The 14,768-nt window shown below is 65.7% G+C and carries 13 protein-coding genes; 9 read left to right on the top strand and 4 right to left on the bottom strand.

Translation table 11 applies throughout. The annotated features are described in order from the left end of the window. Nucleotides 1–246: 246 nt before the first annotated feature. Both pepN and J0I42_RS01450 read right to left on the bottom strand, forming a co-directional pair. Nucleotides 247–2,892, bottom strand: a complete 2,646-nt coding sequence (gene pepN / locus J0I42_RS01455) for an aminopeptidase N (protein WP_291652068.1) — start codon at nucleotides 2,890–2,892, stop codon at nucleotides 247–249. Between the two features lie 77 nt (nucleotides 2,893–2,969). Beyond that, nucleotides 2,970–4,415 carry a cation diffusion facilitator family transporter gene (locus tag J0I42_RS01450; protein WP_291652066.1) on the bottom strand — a complete coding sequence of 482 codons (1,446 nt, stop codon included), beginning with the start codon at nucleotides 4,413–4,415 and terminating at the stop codon, nucleotides 2,970–2,972. A 104-nt stretch (nucleotides 4,416–4,519) separates the two neighbouring features. On the opposite strand from J0I42_RS01450, the gene J0I42_RS01445 reads away from it, so the two are divergent. The 6 genes from J0I42_RS01445 (at nucleotide 4,520) to J0I42_RS01420 (ending at nucleotide 9,381) form a co-directional block, all read left to right on the top strand. Beyond that, a complete protein-coding gene (locus tag J0I42_RS01445; RefSeq protein WP_291652064.1) occupies nucleotides 4,520–4,969 on the top strand; it encodes a VOC family protein in 450 nt (149 codons plus the stop codon). A 4-nt stretch (nucleotides 4,970–4,973) separates the two neighbouring features. Next, entirely contained in the window at nucleotides 4,974–5,870 is an 897-nt protein-coding gene (locus J0I42_RS01440) for a PfkB family carbohydrate kinase (protein WP_291652062.1), read from the top strand. Nucleotides 5,871–6,089: 219 nt separating this feature from the next. Next, nucleotides 6,090–6,416, top strand: coding sequence for a hypothetical protein (locus J0I42_RS01435; protein ID WP_291652060.1), 327 nt, complete (start codon nucleotides 6,090–6,092; stop codon nucleotides 6,414–6,416). Between the two features lie 249 nt (nucleotides 6,417–6,665). After that, on the top strand, nucleotides 6,666–7,481 hold the full coding sequence (locus J0I42_RS01430; protein WP_291652660.1) for a DUF1003 domain-containing protein: 816 nt from the start codon (nucleotides 6,666–6,668) through the stop codon (nucleotides 7,479–7,481). Nucleotides 7,482–7,554: 73 nt separating this feature from the next. Next, the gene (locus J0I42_RS01425) at nucleotides 7,555–8,592 is read left to right on the top strand and encodes an ABC transporter substrate-binding protein (RefSeq protein ID WP_291652658.1); all 1,038 of its coding nucleotides are present in this window, start codon (nucleotides 7,555–7,557) and stop codon (nucleotides 8,590–8,592) included. Between the two features lie 111 nt (nucleotides 8,593–8,703). Beyond that, nucleotides 8,704–9,381, top strand: coding sequence for an urease accessory protein UreE (locus tag J0I42_RS01420; protein WP_291652058.1), 678 nt, complete (start codon nucleotides 8,704–8,706; stop codon nucleotides 9,379–9,381). Between the two features lie 55 nt (nucleotides 9,382–9,436). On the opposite strand, the gene uxuA is transcribed toward J0I42_RS01420, so the two are convergent. Together uxuA and J0I42_RS01410 are read right to left on the bottom strand one after the other, a co-directional pair. Further along, the gene (uxuA, locus tag J0I42_RS01415) at nucleotides 9,437–10,633 is read right to left on the bottom strand and encodes a mannonate dehydratase (RefSeq protein WP_291652056.1); all 1,197 of its coding nucleotides are present in this window, start codon (nucleotides 10,631–10,633) and stop codon (nucleotides 9,437–9,439) included. Nucleotides 10,634–10,675: 42 nt separating this feature from the next. After that, on the bottom strand, nucleotides 10,676–11,371 hold the full coding sequence (locus J0I42_RS01410; RefSeq protein WP_291652054.1) for a GntR family transcriptional regulator: 696 nt from the start codon (nucleotides 11,369–11,371) through the stop codon (nucleotides 10,676–10,678). A gap of 160 nt (nucleotides 11,372–11,531) precedes the next feature. On the opposite strand from J0I42_RS01410, the gene J0I42_RS01405 reads away from it, so the two are divergent. From J0I42_RS01405 to J0I42_RS01395, 3 genes are all read left to right on the top strand, one after another. Further along, nucleotides 11,532–12,722: an extracellular solute-binding protein gene (locus J0I42_RS01405; RefSeq protein WP_291652052.1), complete on the top strand. Its 1,191-nt coding sequence runs from the start codon at nucleotides 11,532–11,534 to the stop codon at nucleotides 12,720–12,722. A 91-nt stretch (nucleotides 12,723–12,813) separates the two neighbouring features. Next, nucleotides 12,814–13,881, top strand: coding sequence for an ABC transporter ATP-binding protein (locus J0I42_RS01400; protein ID WP_291652656.1), 1,068 nt, complete (start codon nucleotides 12,814–12,816; stop codon nucleotides 13,879–13,881). Further along, nucleotides 13,878–14,768 carry an ABC transporter permease gene (locus J0I42_RS01395; RefSeq protein ID WP_291652050.1) on the top strand — a complete coding sequence of 297 codons (891 nt, stop codon included), beginning with the start codon at nucleotides 13,878–13,880 and terminating at the stop codon, nucleotides 14,766–14,768. The genes J0I42_RS01400 and J0I42_RS01395 overlap by 4 nt, the downstream gene beginning before the upstream one ends.

Here is a 14,768-nt window from a genome sequence, read left to right as displayed (position 1 = left end):
TTGTGGGGCTTGTTGTGATGAATCCTGCGCGGGTAATGAAACGTTAATCTTTTGGACAGGTCGGCGTTAACCATCCTGGAGCGAGCCGCTTTGCCCTTGTCCGGCAGGCTGCCTTACACCTCGGCTCTCTTCCCCAGGAGCCGAGAGGTGGCATCCTGAAGGATGTCTCGGAGAGCACTGGAATATCCTTCTCGGCGCGTCTTCCGGCGCTCCGTGGAATGAGGGCCGAGATGTATCGTCAGTTTTTCAGGCGAGTGCTCTTTCGGCGATGTCGGCGACGTCCCGCGACAGGTTCGGCAGGCGCGCGACGGTAGTCAAAGCCTCCTGAGCGAGGCGCTTGCGCCCGGGCTCCAGCATGCGCCAGCTTTTGAACGAACCGAGCAGCCGCGAGGCGACTTGCGGATTGGTCTTGTCGAGCGCGACGACGATATCGGCGATGAAGTCGTAGCCTGCGCCATCGGCCCGGTTGAACTGGGTCAGGTTCGCCGCGAAGCCGCCGATCAGCGCCCGCACCCGGTTGGGATTGCCGAGCGAGAAGGAGGAGTGCTGCATCAGGTGCTTGACCCGGTCGAGCGTGCCGGGCTCGGCGATCAGCGCCTGCGCCATCAGCCATTTGTCGAGCACCAGCGGCTCGCTCGCATAGGTCTCGGCGAAGCGGGCGATCAAGGAATCGCGACGCTCGCCGGGGATCAGTGTCATGGCGGCGAGCGCCGCGAGGCGATCGGTCAGATTGTCGCCATCGGCGAACTGCTTATCGCAGAGATCGGCGGTATCGGCAGGCGCGGCTAGCGCTGCCAGCCCCAGCAACTCGTTGCGCAGCGCCCGCCGTCCCGCGGAGGCCGCATCGGGGCGATAGGCGCCGCTTGCGGCGAGAGCCCCGCGCAGGCCCGGCAATTCGCCGAGCAGGGCCTTGCCGATCGCGGTCGACAGTTTGCGGTGGGCGGCGAAGATCGCATCGGGGTCGACATCCCCACCGATCTCGCGCGCGATGTCGGCCGGCGCAGGCAGGCGCAGCACCTGCGCCGCGAAGGCCGGGTCGGACAGGCCGTCGGCCTTGAGGAAGCCGCGCAAGGCTTCGCCGAGCTTTCCGGCGGTTGCGGCGAGTATGCCGGCATCGGCACCGGGCTTGCCTGCGGTCACCAGAGCGCGTGTCGCAACACTCTGCAGGGCCTGCCAGCGGTTGAAGGAATCGCTGTCGGCCGAGAACAGCCGCAGCAGGTCGCTGTCGGACAGATCGAGATCGAGTCGCGCCGGGGCCGAGAAGCCGCGCATCAGCGAGGGGATCGGCGCCTCCGCGACATCCTCGAAGGTCACCGACAGGGACGGCTGGTCGAGCACGACGAGCCCGTCGCCGGCATAGGCGTTCGAGGCCGTCTTCAACGGCAGGTCGCCCTTGGCCCCGACGAGGCCGAGCTTGATCGGCAGCACGACCGGTTGCTTCTCGGGCTGGCCGGGCGTCGGCGGCGTGCTCTGCGCCAGATCGAGCGTGTAGCGCTTCGCCGCCGCGTCGTAGCGGCCGGAGGCGACGATGGTCGGCGTGCCCGCCTGCTCGTACCACCTCGCGAAATGGTCGAGATTCTGGCCGGAGGTTTCGGCGAAGCAGGCGAGGAATTCCTCGATCGTCGCGGCCGTGCCGTCGCAGCGCTCGAAATAGAGGTCCATGCCGCGCTTGAAGGCGTCGTCGCCGATCAGCACCTTGAGCATGCGGATGACTTCCGCGCCCTTCTCATAGACCGTCGGTGTATAGAAGTTGTTGATTTCCTTGTAGGCGCGCGGCCGGACCGGATGCGCGAGGGGGCCGGCATCCTCCGAGAACTGGGTCGAACGCAGGGTGCGGACATCGGCGATGCGCTTCACCGGGCGCGAGCGTTCGTCGGCGGAGAATTCCTGGTCCCGGAAGACGGTGAGGCCCTCTTTCAGGCAGAGCTGGAACCAGTCGCGGCAGGTGATGCGGTTGCCGGTCCAGTTATGGAAATACTCGTGAGCGATGATCGCCTCGATCGACGCGTAGTCGCCGTCCGTCGCGGTCTGCGGATCGGCCAGCACATATTTGTCGTTGAAGATGTTGAGGCCCTTGTTCTCCATCGCCCCCATGTTGAAATCGGACACGGCGACGACGTTGAACACGTCGAGGTCGTAGTTGCGGCCGAAGACCTTCTCGTCCCAGCGCATGCAACGCACCAGCGAATCCAGCGCCCAGCCGGCGCGATCGGCCTTGCCGGGCTCGACATAGACGGCAAGCTCGACCTTGTGGCCATCGGCGGTGACGTAGTCCTGCCGGACATGGTCGAGTGCCCCGCCGACCAGCGCGAAGAGATAGGCCGGCTTGGGGTGCGGATCGTGCCAGACGGCGAAATGCCGGTCGCCGCCCGGCAGTTCGGCAGCCGCGACGAGATTGCCGTTGGAGAGCAGTACCGGCGCCTCGGTCTTCGCCGCTTCGAGCCTGACGGTGTAGACGCTCATGACGTCCGGCCGGTCGAGGAAATAGGTGATGCGGCGGAAGCCGTCCGCCTCGCACTGCGTGCAATAGACCTGCGAGGAGCGATAGAGCCCCATCAGCTTGGTATTGGCGGAAGGGTCGAGCTCGGTCTCGATCGTCAGTGTGAAATCATGCGCCGGCGGGTTGGGGATCGTCAGCGCCTGGGGCGTCGCCGTATAGGCGGATGCGTTCAGCGGCTTGCCGTCGATGGCGAGCGACTTCAGCGCGAGCTCGTCGCCGTCGAGCTTCAGCGGCGCGCCTGGCTGCCCTTCCGGGTTGGGCCGCAGTGCGAGCAGGGCTCGCACGCGCGTCTTCTGTGGATGCAGGCCGACGTCGAGATCGACCGTGTCGATCAGCCAGTCGCTGGGGCGGTAATCCTCGAGGCGGATCAGCGGGGCGTCTTCGGTGCGCATCGAATCCCTGATGTCGAAGGTCAGGGAGCGTATGTAACCTTTGCTGGGCGCCGTCGGAAGCCTCGTCCGGTGTGGACTCAGTTCCCCGCCGGAACCGCCGGCTCGGCATGGCTCACCAGCCGGCAGACCTGCGGGCGGGCGATCCGCACAGCGCGCTCGATCGCATCGACCGCGTCATGCACTGCTGCAACGTTCAGCACGGGATCGACGCGGCAATGGTAGTTCACCACCAGTCCCTTGACCGTCTGGCGCACGCGCACGCTGTGGATGTCGTGGATCGGTCCGGCGAGCTTCGCGGCCTCGCTCGCGAGTGCCTTGCCGATGTCCTCGACGGTTTCCCAGGCGGCGTTGTGGCCGGCAGGCTGGCCGGTCTCCATCGGTTCGATATGGGTCTCGACCTCGGTCTCGCCGCCGAATTCGGCGCGGATCGCGCTTTCCAGCCGGGTTGCGATCTCATGGGCATCGCCGAGCGGCAGGCTCTGGTCGACTTCCATGTCTAGGCTGACCGAGAGCTTGTCGCCGATCGAGTGCACCGTGACATGGTGCACCGGAATCTTGAGCTTGAGCGCAATCAGCAGCACGCGTTCCAGCGCGGTCTCGTCGTCGACCTGCACGGGATCGGCAGTGATCGTGATTTCAGCGCCGGGCTCGGCCTTCGTCAGGGCGTCGCCGAGCTGGGCCTTGATCGCCACGACGCGGTCGAGCGGCAGAGTCCGCGAGACGCTGATGCCGATCTCGCCATGGACGCGTCCGCCGGCCGGGCGCACGCGCAGCCAGTTGATGCCGACGACGCCCGGCACGCCGCGCGCGACCTCGCGCAGGGTCTCGCCGACACCTTCGGGCGCGGCATCCATCAGCGTGTCCAGCACGCGCCGGGCGAGGCGATAGGCCGAGAAGGCGGTATAGGCCGCGATCGCGAAGGCGGCAGCGGTATCGGCACGCTCGAAGCCGTACCAGACGCCGATCAGCCCGATGAGCACCAGCGCCGAGCCGACGAAATCCGCCGAGAAATGCGTGGCTTCGCCGGCGAGCGCCTCGCTGCCGGTTTCCTTGGCGACCTTGGTCAGGGAGCGCCAGCGAATGGCGTCGACGGTCATCGAGAGCACGAGCACGCCGATGACGAGCGGTGTCACCTCGACATGCGCGATGACATTGGTCCAGAGCCGGTTGCCGGCCTCCCACAGGATCGCTCCGGCCAGCGTGAACAGGATCGCGGTCTCGACCAGCGCAGCGAGCGCCTCGACCTTGCCATGGCCGTAATGATGCTCGTCGTCGGCGGGCTTGTCGGAGGCCCGTACGGCGAACCAGGTGAATAGAGTCGAGCCGACATCGACCAGTCCCTGCAGGGCGTCGGTGAGCAGGGCGAGCGAGCCGGAGATGATGGCGCCGACGATCTTCGCCGCCGTGAGCAGGATCGTGGCCATCACCGAGAGGATCGCGGCGCGCTGTTTGATCTGCGCGATCTGGGCGGGCGTGGCGCGCTCGGCCGGTGCCGTCGCCGGCCCGTCTTGCGTTGTCGTCATGGCGCGTCCTGTTCAGATGGCTTGGCGATTTGGTCTGGAGTGCCGATGCTCTTGCCTGATTTAGGAAACGGATCAACCCTGCCGCCCCTCAACGAGGAAACACGATGCGATATCTCCACACCATGGTGCGCGTGACCGATCTGGATCAGGCGCTGGATTTCTACGTCAACAAGTTCGGGCTGGTCGAAACCCGCCGCATCGAGAACGAGAAGGGCCGTTTCACGCTGGTCTTCCTCGCCGCCTCCGATGATCTGGCGGGAGCGAAGGCCGGTGCCTCGCGCGGAAGCCCGACGCTGGAGCTGACCTATAACTGGGACCCGGAGACCTATACCGGGGGCCGCAATTTCGGTCATCTCGCTTATGAGGTCGACGATATCTACGCGACTTGCGACAAGTTGATGAAGGCCGGCATCACCATCAATCGCCCGCCGCGCGACGGCAACATGGCCTTCATCCGTTCGCCCGACAACATCTCGATCGAACTGCTCCAGAAGGGCGAGCCGAAGCCGCAGGCCGAGCCATGGGCAAGCATGCAGAACACCGGGAACTGGTGAGGCCTTGGCCGGCGTTTTCTGCCTCGGTATCGCGACGCTGGACTATGTCTACAGTGTCGAGACCATGCCGACGCGCGGCGAGAAATACCGCTCGCGCGGGCTCGCCGTCGTCGGTGGCGGCTGCGCCGGAAATGCCTCGGTCGCGATCGCGCGCCTCGGCGGCGCCTGCTGGCTGGCGACGCGCCTCGCCGATGATCTGACCGGCGACCAGATTGTCGCCGATCTCGAATCGGAGGGTGTCGATGCCGGGTTTGCGCGCCGCGTCGCGGGGCTGCGCTCGCCCGTCTCGGCCATCCTGGTCGACGCCGAAGGCGAGCGCATGGTGATCTCCTATTCCGATCCGGCCATGCCGGAGGACGTCGCCTGGCTGCCGGCCGAGCTTCCCGAGGGAGCAGATGCCGTGCTGGCCGATACGCGCTGGGGGGAGGGCGCGCTTGCCGCCCTGAAGCTCGCCCGCGCTGCCGGTGTGCCCGGCGTGCTCGACGGTGATCGCAAGCCGCCGCATCCCGATCTCGTCGGCACGGCCAGCCACGTCGCCTTCAGCCAGCAGGCCCTGCGCGAAATCTCGGGCGAGGAGGACCCCCGCATCGGCCTCGCCAGGGTCGCGGCCGGCGTCCCGACCTGGCTTGCGGTCACGCTCGGCAAGGAGGGCGTGCTCTTCGTCGAGGGCGGCGAAGTCCGGCACAGCCCGGCTTTCGTGGTCGAGACGGTCGATACGCTGGGTGCGGGCGATGTCTGGCATGGTGCTTTTGCGCTCGCGCTCGCTGAAGGACAGGATGAACCGACCGCGATCCGCTTCGCCTCGGCAGCGGCCGCGATCAAATGCACCCGCTTCGGCGGCCGCAGCGGTGCCCCGAAGCGCGACGAGGTCGAACGCTTCCTCGCGCAGGCTGGCCGCTAGCTCCCTCCGCAGTCCCGATCACGCGTCATTCTCGGGCCTGACCCGAGAATCTCTTGAAAGTGGGACGCTGGAGCCTCCTCCGGCAGGAGATGCTCGGGTCAGGCCCGAGCATGACGGCAAAAGCTGCGTTCATGGGTTCCGGCTCTCCAGCGTCGCGCAGTCGTCACGCGCGTCGGGCATCTGACCCGGCGCGCGCTGCCGCGCTCAGGAGAGAGCATCATGCTGGCGATCCAGGGTCTGAAATGCATCTATGACACCACGGGCAAGGGGTGGTCGATCGAACTCGTCCTCCGGGCCGATGGCGAGGACGCCGTGCGCCGCTTCGATGTCGGCGGCGCCGAGGATGCCGAACTGCTGATCGAGGCTTTCGAGGATTCCTCGGCCAGCGCCTTCGATCCGGAAACGGGAGAGATCGTCTTCGGCTACGAATATCTCGACCTCGACGAAGAGGACGGGGACGACGACGAAGATGAGGAAGCCGACGGATCCGAGGAGGATGACGAGGATTCCGAGGCGTCCGACGAGGATGAGAGACCGAAGGGCTGAAAGATCACCTGAGATGGCCTCGCTGTCCTGCGAGGATCATGAGCCCGGAGAGGCGGCCACCTCTCCGGGCGAACTCGTTTCGGTGGCTGCCATCGGCGCGGCTTTTTCCGATGCTGGTATCCGCTCCGGGATCAGGTGCACTCTGTGGAAGGTGCGAGACGCGATGACGGACAGGGAATGACACAGGAACAGGATGACGATCGGGTCGCGGAAACGGCGCCGGCCGCTCTCGCGACCCCGGCTGATCTGATGAACGCCGCTGTCACGGCCGGCAAGAAGCGTGGCATCTGCGCCATCAGCGGCCAGGATATGGCGCGCCGGAACCTGATCGAGATCGGCACGCTGCGTCCGGCGCTGGTCGACCATATCCGTGTCGATTTCCCCAATCTGCCCGATCATGCGCTGATCAGCCTGAAGGAATTGGCGCGCTATCGCACCCGCTATGTCGAGGAGATCCTCCGCGAGGAGCATGGCGAATACTCCGATCTCGACCGCGAGGTCGCCGAAAGCATCGCCCGGCAGGAAACCATCGCCGAGAACACCGAGGACGATTTCGAGGAGCGTCGCACGCTCGGGGAGCGCTTCTCCGACAATCTCGCTAGCTTCGGCGGCTCCTGGGCTTTCCTGATCAGCTTCGCGATCGTGTTGGTCGTGTGGATGGCGATCAATGCGGCGATGGGCGATACGAGGGCCTTCGATCCCTATCCCTTCATCCTGTTGAATCTGGTGCTGTCCTGCATCGCAGCGGTGCAGGCGCCGATCATCATGATGAGCCAGAAGCGACAGGAAACGAAGGATCGGCTGCGCTCGCTCAACGATTACCAGGTCAACCTCAAGGCCGAACTCGAAATCCGGCATCTCCACGAGAAGATGGACCACCTCGTCACGCGGCAATGGCAGCGCCTCGCCGAGATCCAGCAGGTCCAGCTCGAGATGCTGCAGGAAACGCAGTTGCCGAAAGCGCGAGCGAAGCGGCGCAAGAAGCCTGCGGCCAGAAAGAAGCGCGCGAAGCCGGTCGAGGTGCTCGCTGCTCCTGCGCCCGCCAAGCCGGAAGGCGGCGCCTAGCCGTCCGTCGCTTGACTCCCCGTCCTCCCGTCGGTCTTTTCGTCGGCAAACGAATCCGATCGGGAGGATCATGATGGTTGCTTCGCGTTTTGCGCCTGTCGGCGCGCTGTTTGCAGGCTTGGCTCTCACGGCAGCCGCGCAGCCGGCCTTCGCCCAGGGCCAGGTCACGGTCTATTGCTCGATCCTCGAGGAGCAGTGCCGCGAGGGCGCGGCGATGTTCGAGAAGGCGACCGGTATCAAGGTCTCGATGGTCCGCAAGAGCACCGGCGAGGTCTATGCCCAGGTCAAGGCCGAGGCCAGCAATCCGCGCGGCGACGTCTGGTGGGGCGGGCCGGGCGAGCCGCATCTCCAGGCGGCCGATGAAGGCCTGCTCGACGAGTACAAGTCGCCGAAGCTGCCGGAGCTGCATGACTGGGCACAGCGCCATGCCGAACAGTCGAAATTCCGCACCAACGGCATCTATCTCGGCGCGCTCGGCGTCGGCTACAACACCGAAGTCCTGAAGAAGAAGGGTATCGCTGCGCCGAAATGCTGGGCCGACCTGCTCGACCCCAAGCTCCGGGACGAGGTTCAGATCGCCGATCCCAGCTCCTCCGGCACGGCCTATGTCTTCCTGGCGACCACGGTGCAGCGCCTCGGCGAGGAGAAGGGCTTCGAGTTCCTCAAGAGCCTGCACAAGAACATCAGCCAGTACACCAAGTCCGGTATCGCCCCGGTCAAGGCCGCGGCGCTCGGCGAGACTGCGGTCGGTATCGCCTTCATCCACGACATGCTGACGCAGAAGCTTCAGGGCGCGCCGATCGAGACGGTCGCTCCTTGCGAGGGCACTGGCTACGAGACCGGCTCGGTCTCGATCATCAAGGGCGGCAAGAACCCTGAGGCCGCGCGTAAATTCGTCGATTTCACGCTCTCGCCCGATGCCCAGAACATCAATGCCAAGCTGAAGATCAACTCGATCCCGTCGAACAAGAATTCGCTGCTCTCGCCGGATGCGCCGAAATTCTCGGAGATGAAGCTGATCGACTACGACACCCCGCGCTGGGGTTCGCCGGCCGAGCGTTCACGCCTGCTCAAGAAGTTCGACACCGAGGTCAAGGCGCTGCCGCGCTGAGGCCATCTGTGACATCCAGGCTTGGTAGCACGGCCGCCGGTTTGTGCTACTAAGCTGCGATCCGGGCTCGGGCGCGTGGCGCCTTGGCCTCAAGCCATGGGATCGCCGCCGATGCTTCGCGCCACCTCCGTCCTTCGCAAGGCCGCCGTCAAGGCCGAGCGCGTCGTCGATACGCTGCCGCTGGGCCATCGCGATCGCGCGATCAATGGCGTGACTGCACGCGCGACGGGCGGGCTGGAATTCGCGATCTCCCTCGATAAGGCGACGGTGCTGAACGACGGCGACGCGCTGAAGCTCGAAGACGGCACGCTGGTTCAGATCAAGGCTGCGCCGGAAAGCCTGCTGGAAATCCGCGCCGAGAAACCGCTGCGGCTGGTTCGTCTCGCCTGGCATCTCGGCGGCCATCACGTCCCGGCCGAGATGACCTCCGATGCCCTCTATGTTCCGAACGATGCAGCGCTTGGCGAACTGGTGCGCGGGCAGGGCTGTTCGATGACGGTGGTCGAGCGCCCGTTCCAGCCGGAGGCGGAAGTTCACCACCACGCCCATGGCGACGATTGCGGTTGCGGGCACGACCATCACCACCATGACCATAGCCACGGGCACGACCATGCGCCCCACGGTCACGATCATGCGCATGGCGATAAGCAGGAGCATGATCACAAGCAGCAGCATGCCCATGGCGAGGGCTGCGGTTGCGGGCATGACCACCACGGCCACGGTCATCACGATCATGGTCACGGACACGGCGCCGCGCATGGCCACAAGGGCCACTCTCACGATCACTGAGGCCGCGAGCGCTTCGATAGTTTGCAAAGGCGGGCTTTGGCCCGCCTTTCGCGTTTCAGGCCGCGTAGCCCTTGACCTGCGCCAGCGCGGTCATCACGCCGCGGAGCTCCGCGAGTCCGCGCAGGCGCCCGACGGCCGGATAGCCCGGGAAGCTGCCCTTGCCCACATCGTCGAGCAGCTCGTGGCCATGGTCCGGCCGCATCGGGATCTGCCAGGCGGCAAGGCCGGCAGCCTTCCGGCGCTGCTCCTCGGCCATCAGCGCATCGACCAGCGCGACCATGTCGGTATCGCCGCCGAGATGCTCCGCTTCCATGAACGAGCCGTCGGGGTCCTTGGCGACGTTGCGCAGATGCGCGAACCAGATCTTGTCGGCGAAGCGCCGCGCAATCCCCGGAACGTCGTTTTTCGGGTTCGCGCCGAGCGAGCCCGAACACAGGGTCAGGCCGTTTGACGGCGAGTCGACCGAATCGAGGATGAAGGCGATGTCGCCCTCGGTCGAGCAGATGCGCGGCAGGCCGAAGAGCGAGCGCGGCGGGTCGTCCGGATGGATGCACATGCGGATGCCGACCTCTTCGGCGGTCGGGATGATCGCCTCGAGAAAGCGCTTCAGGTTGGCGCGCAGCTTGTCATGGGTCATGCCGGCATAGCGCTCGAGAATGCGGGCGAGGCCGGGCAGGTCGTAGCGGTCGAAGGCACCGGGCAGGCCGGCCATGACGCTGGAGAGCAGCCGGTCGCGATCGGCCTGCGAGGACGTCTCGAACCACGCCCTGGCCTTGTCCATGACTTCCGCCGAATGGCCTTCGTCGGCGCCCTTGCGCTTCAGCATGAAATGGTCGAGCGCGACATATTCGTGCAGGTTGAAGCGCAGCGCCGTGCCGCCGCCCGGGAGCTTGTGGGCCAGCTCGGTGCGGGTCCAGTCCAGCACCGGCATGAAATTGTAGCAGATCACCTCGAGGCCACAGGCGGCGAGGTTGCGCATTGACTGGCGGTAATTCTCGAAGATCGGTTCGAGATCGCCTTCGCCGATCTTGACGCTCTCATGGATCGGCAGGCTCTCGACCACCTTCCATTCCAGGCCTAGGCTCTTGTCGGCGCGGACGATCGCCTGGCGTTTCTCGATCTCCTCGACGCTCCAGACCACGCCATAGGGGATCTGGTGCAGCGCGTTGACGATGCCGGTCGCGCCGGCCTGCCGGGCCTGCGCCAGAGTCACGACGTCATCCGGCCCGAACCAGCGCCAGCATTGTTCCATGGTGGGATATCCTTGTAGATGTCGCGGTCGGGGATGCGGGCGTCAGGCAGTTTCGGACGCGAGGCGGGAATCGTCGAAGGCGTCCGCATGGTCCTTCGCGATGGTGTCGATCGTCGCGAAGACGGTGCGCAGATGGGCGCGCATCGCAGTCTCCGCGCCCCTTTCGTCATGCTTCATGACGCAGGACGCGATGATCCTGTGCTCGTTCAGGATCACTTCGGACCAGGACGGCGTTTCCAGCGAAAGGCAGCGCACCCTGTCCATCTGGGCCTTTACGCCTTCGATCATGCTCCAGACGGCGCGGTGGCCCGCGATACGCGAGATTTCGGCGTGGAACACCTCGTCGAGACGGAAAATCTCTGACCGATCCCCGCGCCGTACGGCTTCCGCCTGTTCCTCGACCTGCGCCGCCAGCCGGCTGCAATCGGTATCGCCGATGCGCTGCGCAGCCAGAACCACGGTGCGGCACTCCAGCGTCTCACGCACGAACTGGCTGTCATGGACGGCGGCGAGGTCGATCGGCGCGACGAAGGTGCCGACCTGCGGAACCGCCACGAGGAAGCCCTCATCGACCAGTCGTTTGAACGCTTCGCGTACCGGCGTGCGGCTGACGCCGAAGCGCATCGCCATCCGAGCCTCCGACATCGCTTCGCGCGGTTTCAGGGCGCCGCTGATCACATCGCTGCGCAGAACGCTGTAGATCTGGTCTGTGCTGTGACGGGTTGCAGGGTGGGCCATTGCCAAGCTCTCGACGACTAGTATACTAGGATACCGACCAACCGGGGGCTGCGTCAACTTGGCAGGTTTCCGCGGTCGATGGCAGGGACCGGATTGCGGCGGCTGCACCGGCGCAACATAAAAAGTCGATAAGCGGGCATCCGCATCTGGAGGAGAAATCATGGCTCACGACAGCATCAATCGGCGTCATTTCATCGGCGGTGTCGCCGGACTCGGTGCGGCGGTGCATGCGCCGGGCGTCTTCGCCCAGCAGCTCAAGCTTCCGGCCTCGCCGCTGACGATCAGCGTCATCGACGTCGGCGGGGCGCTTGCCCTCGTCCAGACGCCGCTGGAGAACTATCCGAAGGCGAATCCCAAGGCGGTTTCGCGCATGGTCTTCACCAAGGCCCCGGCGCCCGAGCTGCCAGCGAAGATCAAGGCCCAGCAGAGCGCCGGTCGTCTCGATATCGACCTCGTCATCGGCGGCCTGGACGTGCTCTCTGCCGGCATCGACCAGAAGCTCTGGGTCGATCTGCTGCCGCGCCTGCAGGCCGAATTGCCGAAGCCGGAGGAGATCTATCTCAAGCCGGCGCTGGCCATGCATAATCTCGGCCAGGGCCAGGCCATGGCGATGGTCTATTATCCCTCCGGCCCGCTGCTCGAATACATGCCGGATCGCGTCAAGCAGGTGCCGACCACGGCCGAGGAACTGCTGGCCTGGACCAAGCAGAACAAGAACCGCTTCTTCTACGGCCGCCCCGCCAATTCCGGCCCCGGCCGCACCTGGATCATGGGCCTGCCCTATCTGCTCGGCGACAAGGACCCGAAGGATCCGGAGAAGGGCTGGGACAAGACCTGGGCCTATCTCAAGGAGCTCGGCGAGAACATCGAGTACTACCCCGCCGGCACCGGCCAGACGATGAAGGAACTCGGCGACGGCTCGCGCGACATCATCGTTTCGACCACCGGCTGGGACATCAATCCGCGCGTGCTCGGCATCGTGCCGAAGGAGGCCAAGGTCCAGGCGCTCAAGGGCTTCCACTGGGTTACCGATGCCCAGTACATGATGATCCCGAAGGGCGTTTCGGACGAGAAGCTCAATGTTCTGCTCGATCTGATGCGCCACATGCTGACGCCGGCGCAGCAGGCCTACACCTATGACGAGGGCTATTTCTATCCGGGCCCGGCGGTGAAGGACGTGCCGCTCTCGATGGCGCCGGCCTCCAGCCAGAAGGCCATCGCCGAGTTCGGCCGGCCGGAATACGAGAAGCTGATCGCCGACAACCCGATGGAAACCCCGCTCGACCCCGACAAGATGGTGATCGCCTTCCGCATCTGGGACGAGCAGGTCGGCGGCGCCAAGAAGAAGTAAGACTGGTTGCGGCGGCGGGCTTCGGCATCGGACCGAAGACCGCCGCTGGCCGTTTCGACCCCATTCTCAGATCCATCCGGAAGCCATGACCATCAACGCAGCCTCGTTCCGCGAGCTCCGGCTCGACCGTCTGAGCCGTGACTTCGGCACCCATAACGCGCTCAAGGACGTCTCGCTGACGATCGGCAAGGGCGAGTTCATCGCGCTGCTCGGTCCGTCCGGCTGCGGCAAGTCGACCACTCTGAACCTGATCGCTGGCCTGCTGCCTGCGACCGGCGGCGGGATCTGGCTCGACGACAGGCGCATCGATCCGCTGCGGCCGGAGGAGCGCGGTTTCGGCATGGTCTTCCAGAGCTATGCGCTGTTCCCGCATATGAGCGTGAACAGGAATATCGGCTTCGGCCTGAAGATGCGGGGCGTACCGAAGGCCGAGATCGACAAGCGCGTTGCGGAAGCCGCGGCGCTGGTGCGTCTGCAGGGCCAGACCGAGAAACTGCCCGGCCAGCTTTCGGGTGGCCAGCAGCAGCGCGTCGCCATCGCGCGCGCCATCGTCGTCGAGCCGCCGCTGGTGCTGATGGACGAGCCGCTTTCGAACCTCGACGCCAAGCTGCGCCTGGAGATGCGCGCCGAGATCCGCCGCATCCACAACACGCTCGGCGCCACCACGATCTACGTCACCCACGATCAGGAGGAGGCGCTCTCGCTCGCCGACCGGATCGTCGTGCTGCGTGACGGCCAGGTTCGTCAGGTCGGCACGCCGGAAGACCTGTTCATGCGCCCGGACCATCTCGACGTCGCCGAGTTCATGGGCTTCCGCAACAAGGTGAAGGGCAAGGTGGCCTCCGTCACAGACGGCAAGGCGACCGTTGCTGTCGGCGATGCCCAGCTCTCGGGCCGTGCGCGCGAGGCGGTGTCCGCCGGTGCGGACGGCTATCTGGCGATCCGTCCGGAGGACCTCCACCCGGTCGCGGCCGGTCAGCCCGGCCTCAAGGCACAGGTCGTCTCGACCGAGTTCCGCGGCCGCGAATTCGTCGGTTTCGCCCGGATGGCGGATGGCACCGACCTGTCTTTCCTCGCCCATGACAAGCTCGCGCCCGGCGAGGCGGTGACGCTTGCCGCCGATCCCGACCGCGTCCTCGTCTATGGAGCGGCGGCGTGAGCACGGAAACCCCCTCCATTCCGCTGAAGCAGCGGCTGGCGGCGCGCGGACTGGACGGGCTGACGCTGCTCGTCCTCCCCGCGATCCTGTTTCTGCTGGCGCTGTTCATCTACCCGTTCCTCTACGGGCTCGTGCTCTCCTTCGAGCCGAAGCAGGGCGGCATGTTCGCCAACTACCAGCGCTTCTTCTCCGACCGCTTCCTCTACGGGACGATCGCGACGACGCTCTGGCTCGCCTTGCCGGTGACGGTCGCGACGCTCCTGCTGGCGATCCCGATCGCGTTCCGCGTCCGGCTGATGAAAAACCAGCGCCTGCTGACCACGATCCTGGTGATCCCGATCACGCTCGGCACCGTGCTCGTCGCCGAGGGCCTGCTGAACTATCTCGGGCCGCAGGGCTGGTTCAATCGCGTCCTGATGACCTTCGGTATCATCTCCTCGCCGGTGAAGCTGCTGCATAATTACTGGGGTGTGATGCTCTCGCTGGTGATAACCGGCTTCCCCTTCACCTTCCTTCTGACGTTGTCCTACCTTTCCGGCATCGATCCGGCGCTTGAGCAGGCGGGCGCGACGCTGGGCGCAGGTCCGTGGGAGCGCTTCAAGCACATCCTGTTCCCGCTCTTGCTGCCGGGGCTTGCGATCACCTTCTGCCTGAGCTTCGTGCAGGCCTTCTCGGTCTTCCCCTCGGCCGTGCTGCTCGGTGCGCCCTCGGGGCCGACCCGCGTCATCTCGATCGCGGCCTATCAGGCGGCCTTCGAGGAATACGACTACTCCATGGCTTCGGCCGTCGCGATGATCATGGGCGTGGTCCAGCTCGCCATCGTCGTCGTGGTCCTGGCCGCGCGTGGCATGCTGTATCGCGGCCCTGCCGGCGGCGGAAAGGGCTGA

This window comes from Allobosea sp. (assembly GCF_017308015.1).
In the GTDB taxonomy this organism is placed as follows: Bacteria; Pseudomonadota; Alphaproteobacteria; order Rhizobiales; family Beijerinckiaceae; genus Allobosea.
The sequence above is the reverse complement of the archived record's forward strand: the minus strand, read 5'-3'. Positions and strand labels throughout refer to the sequence as shown.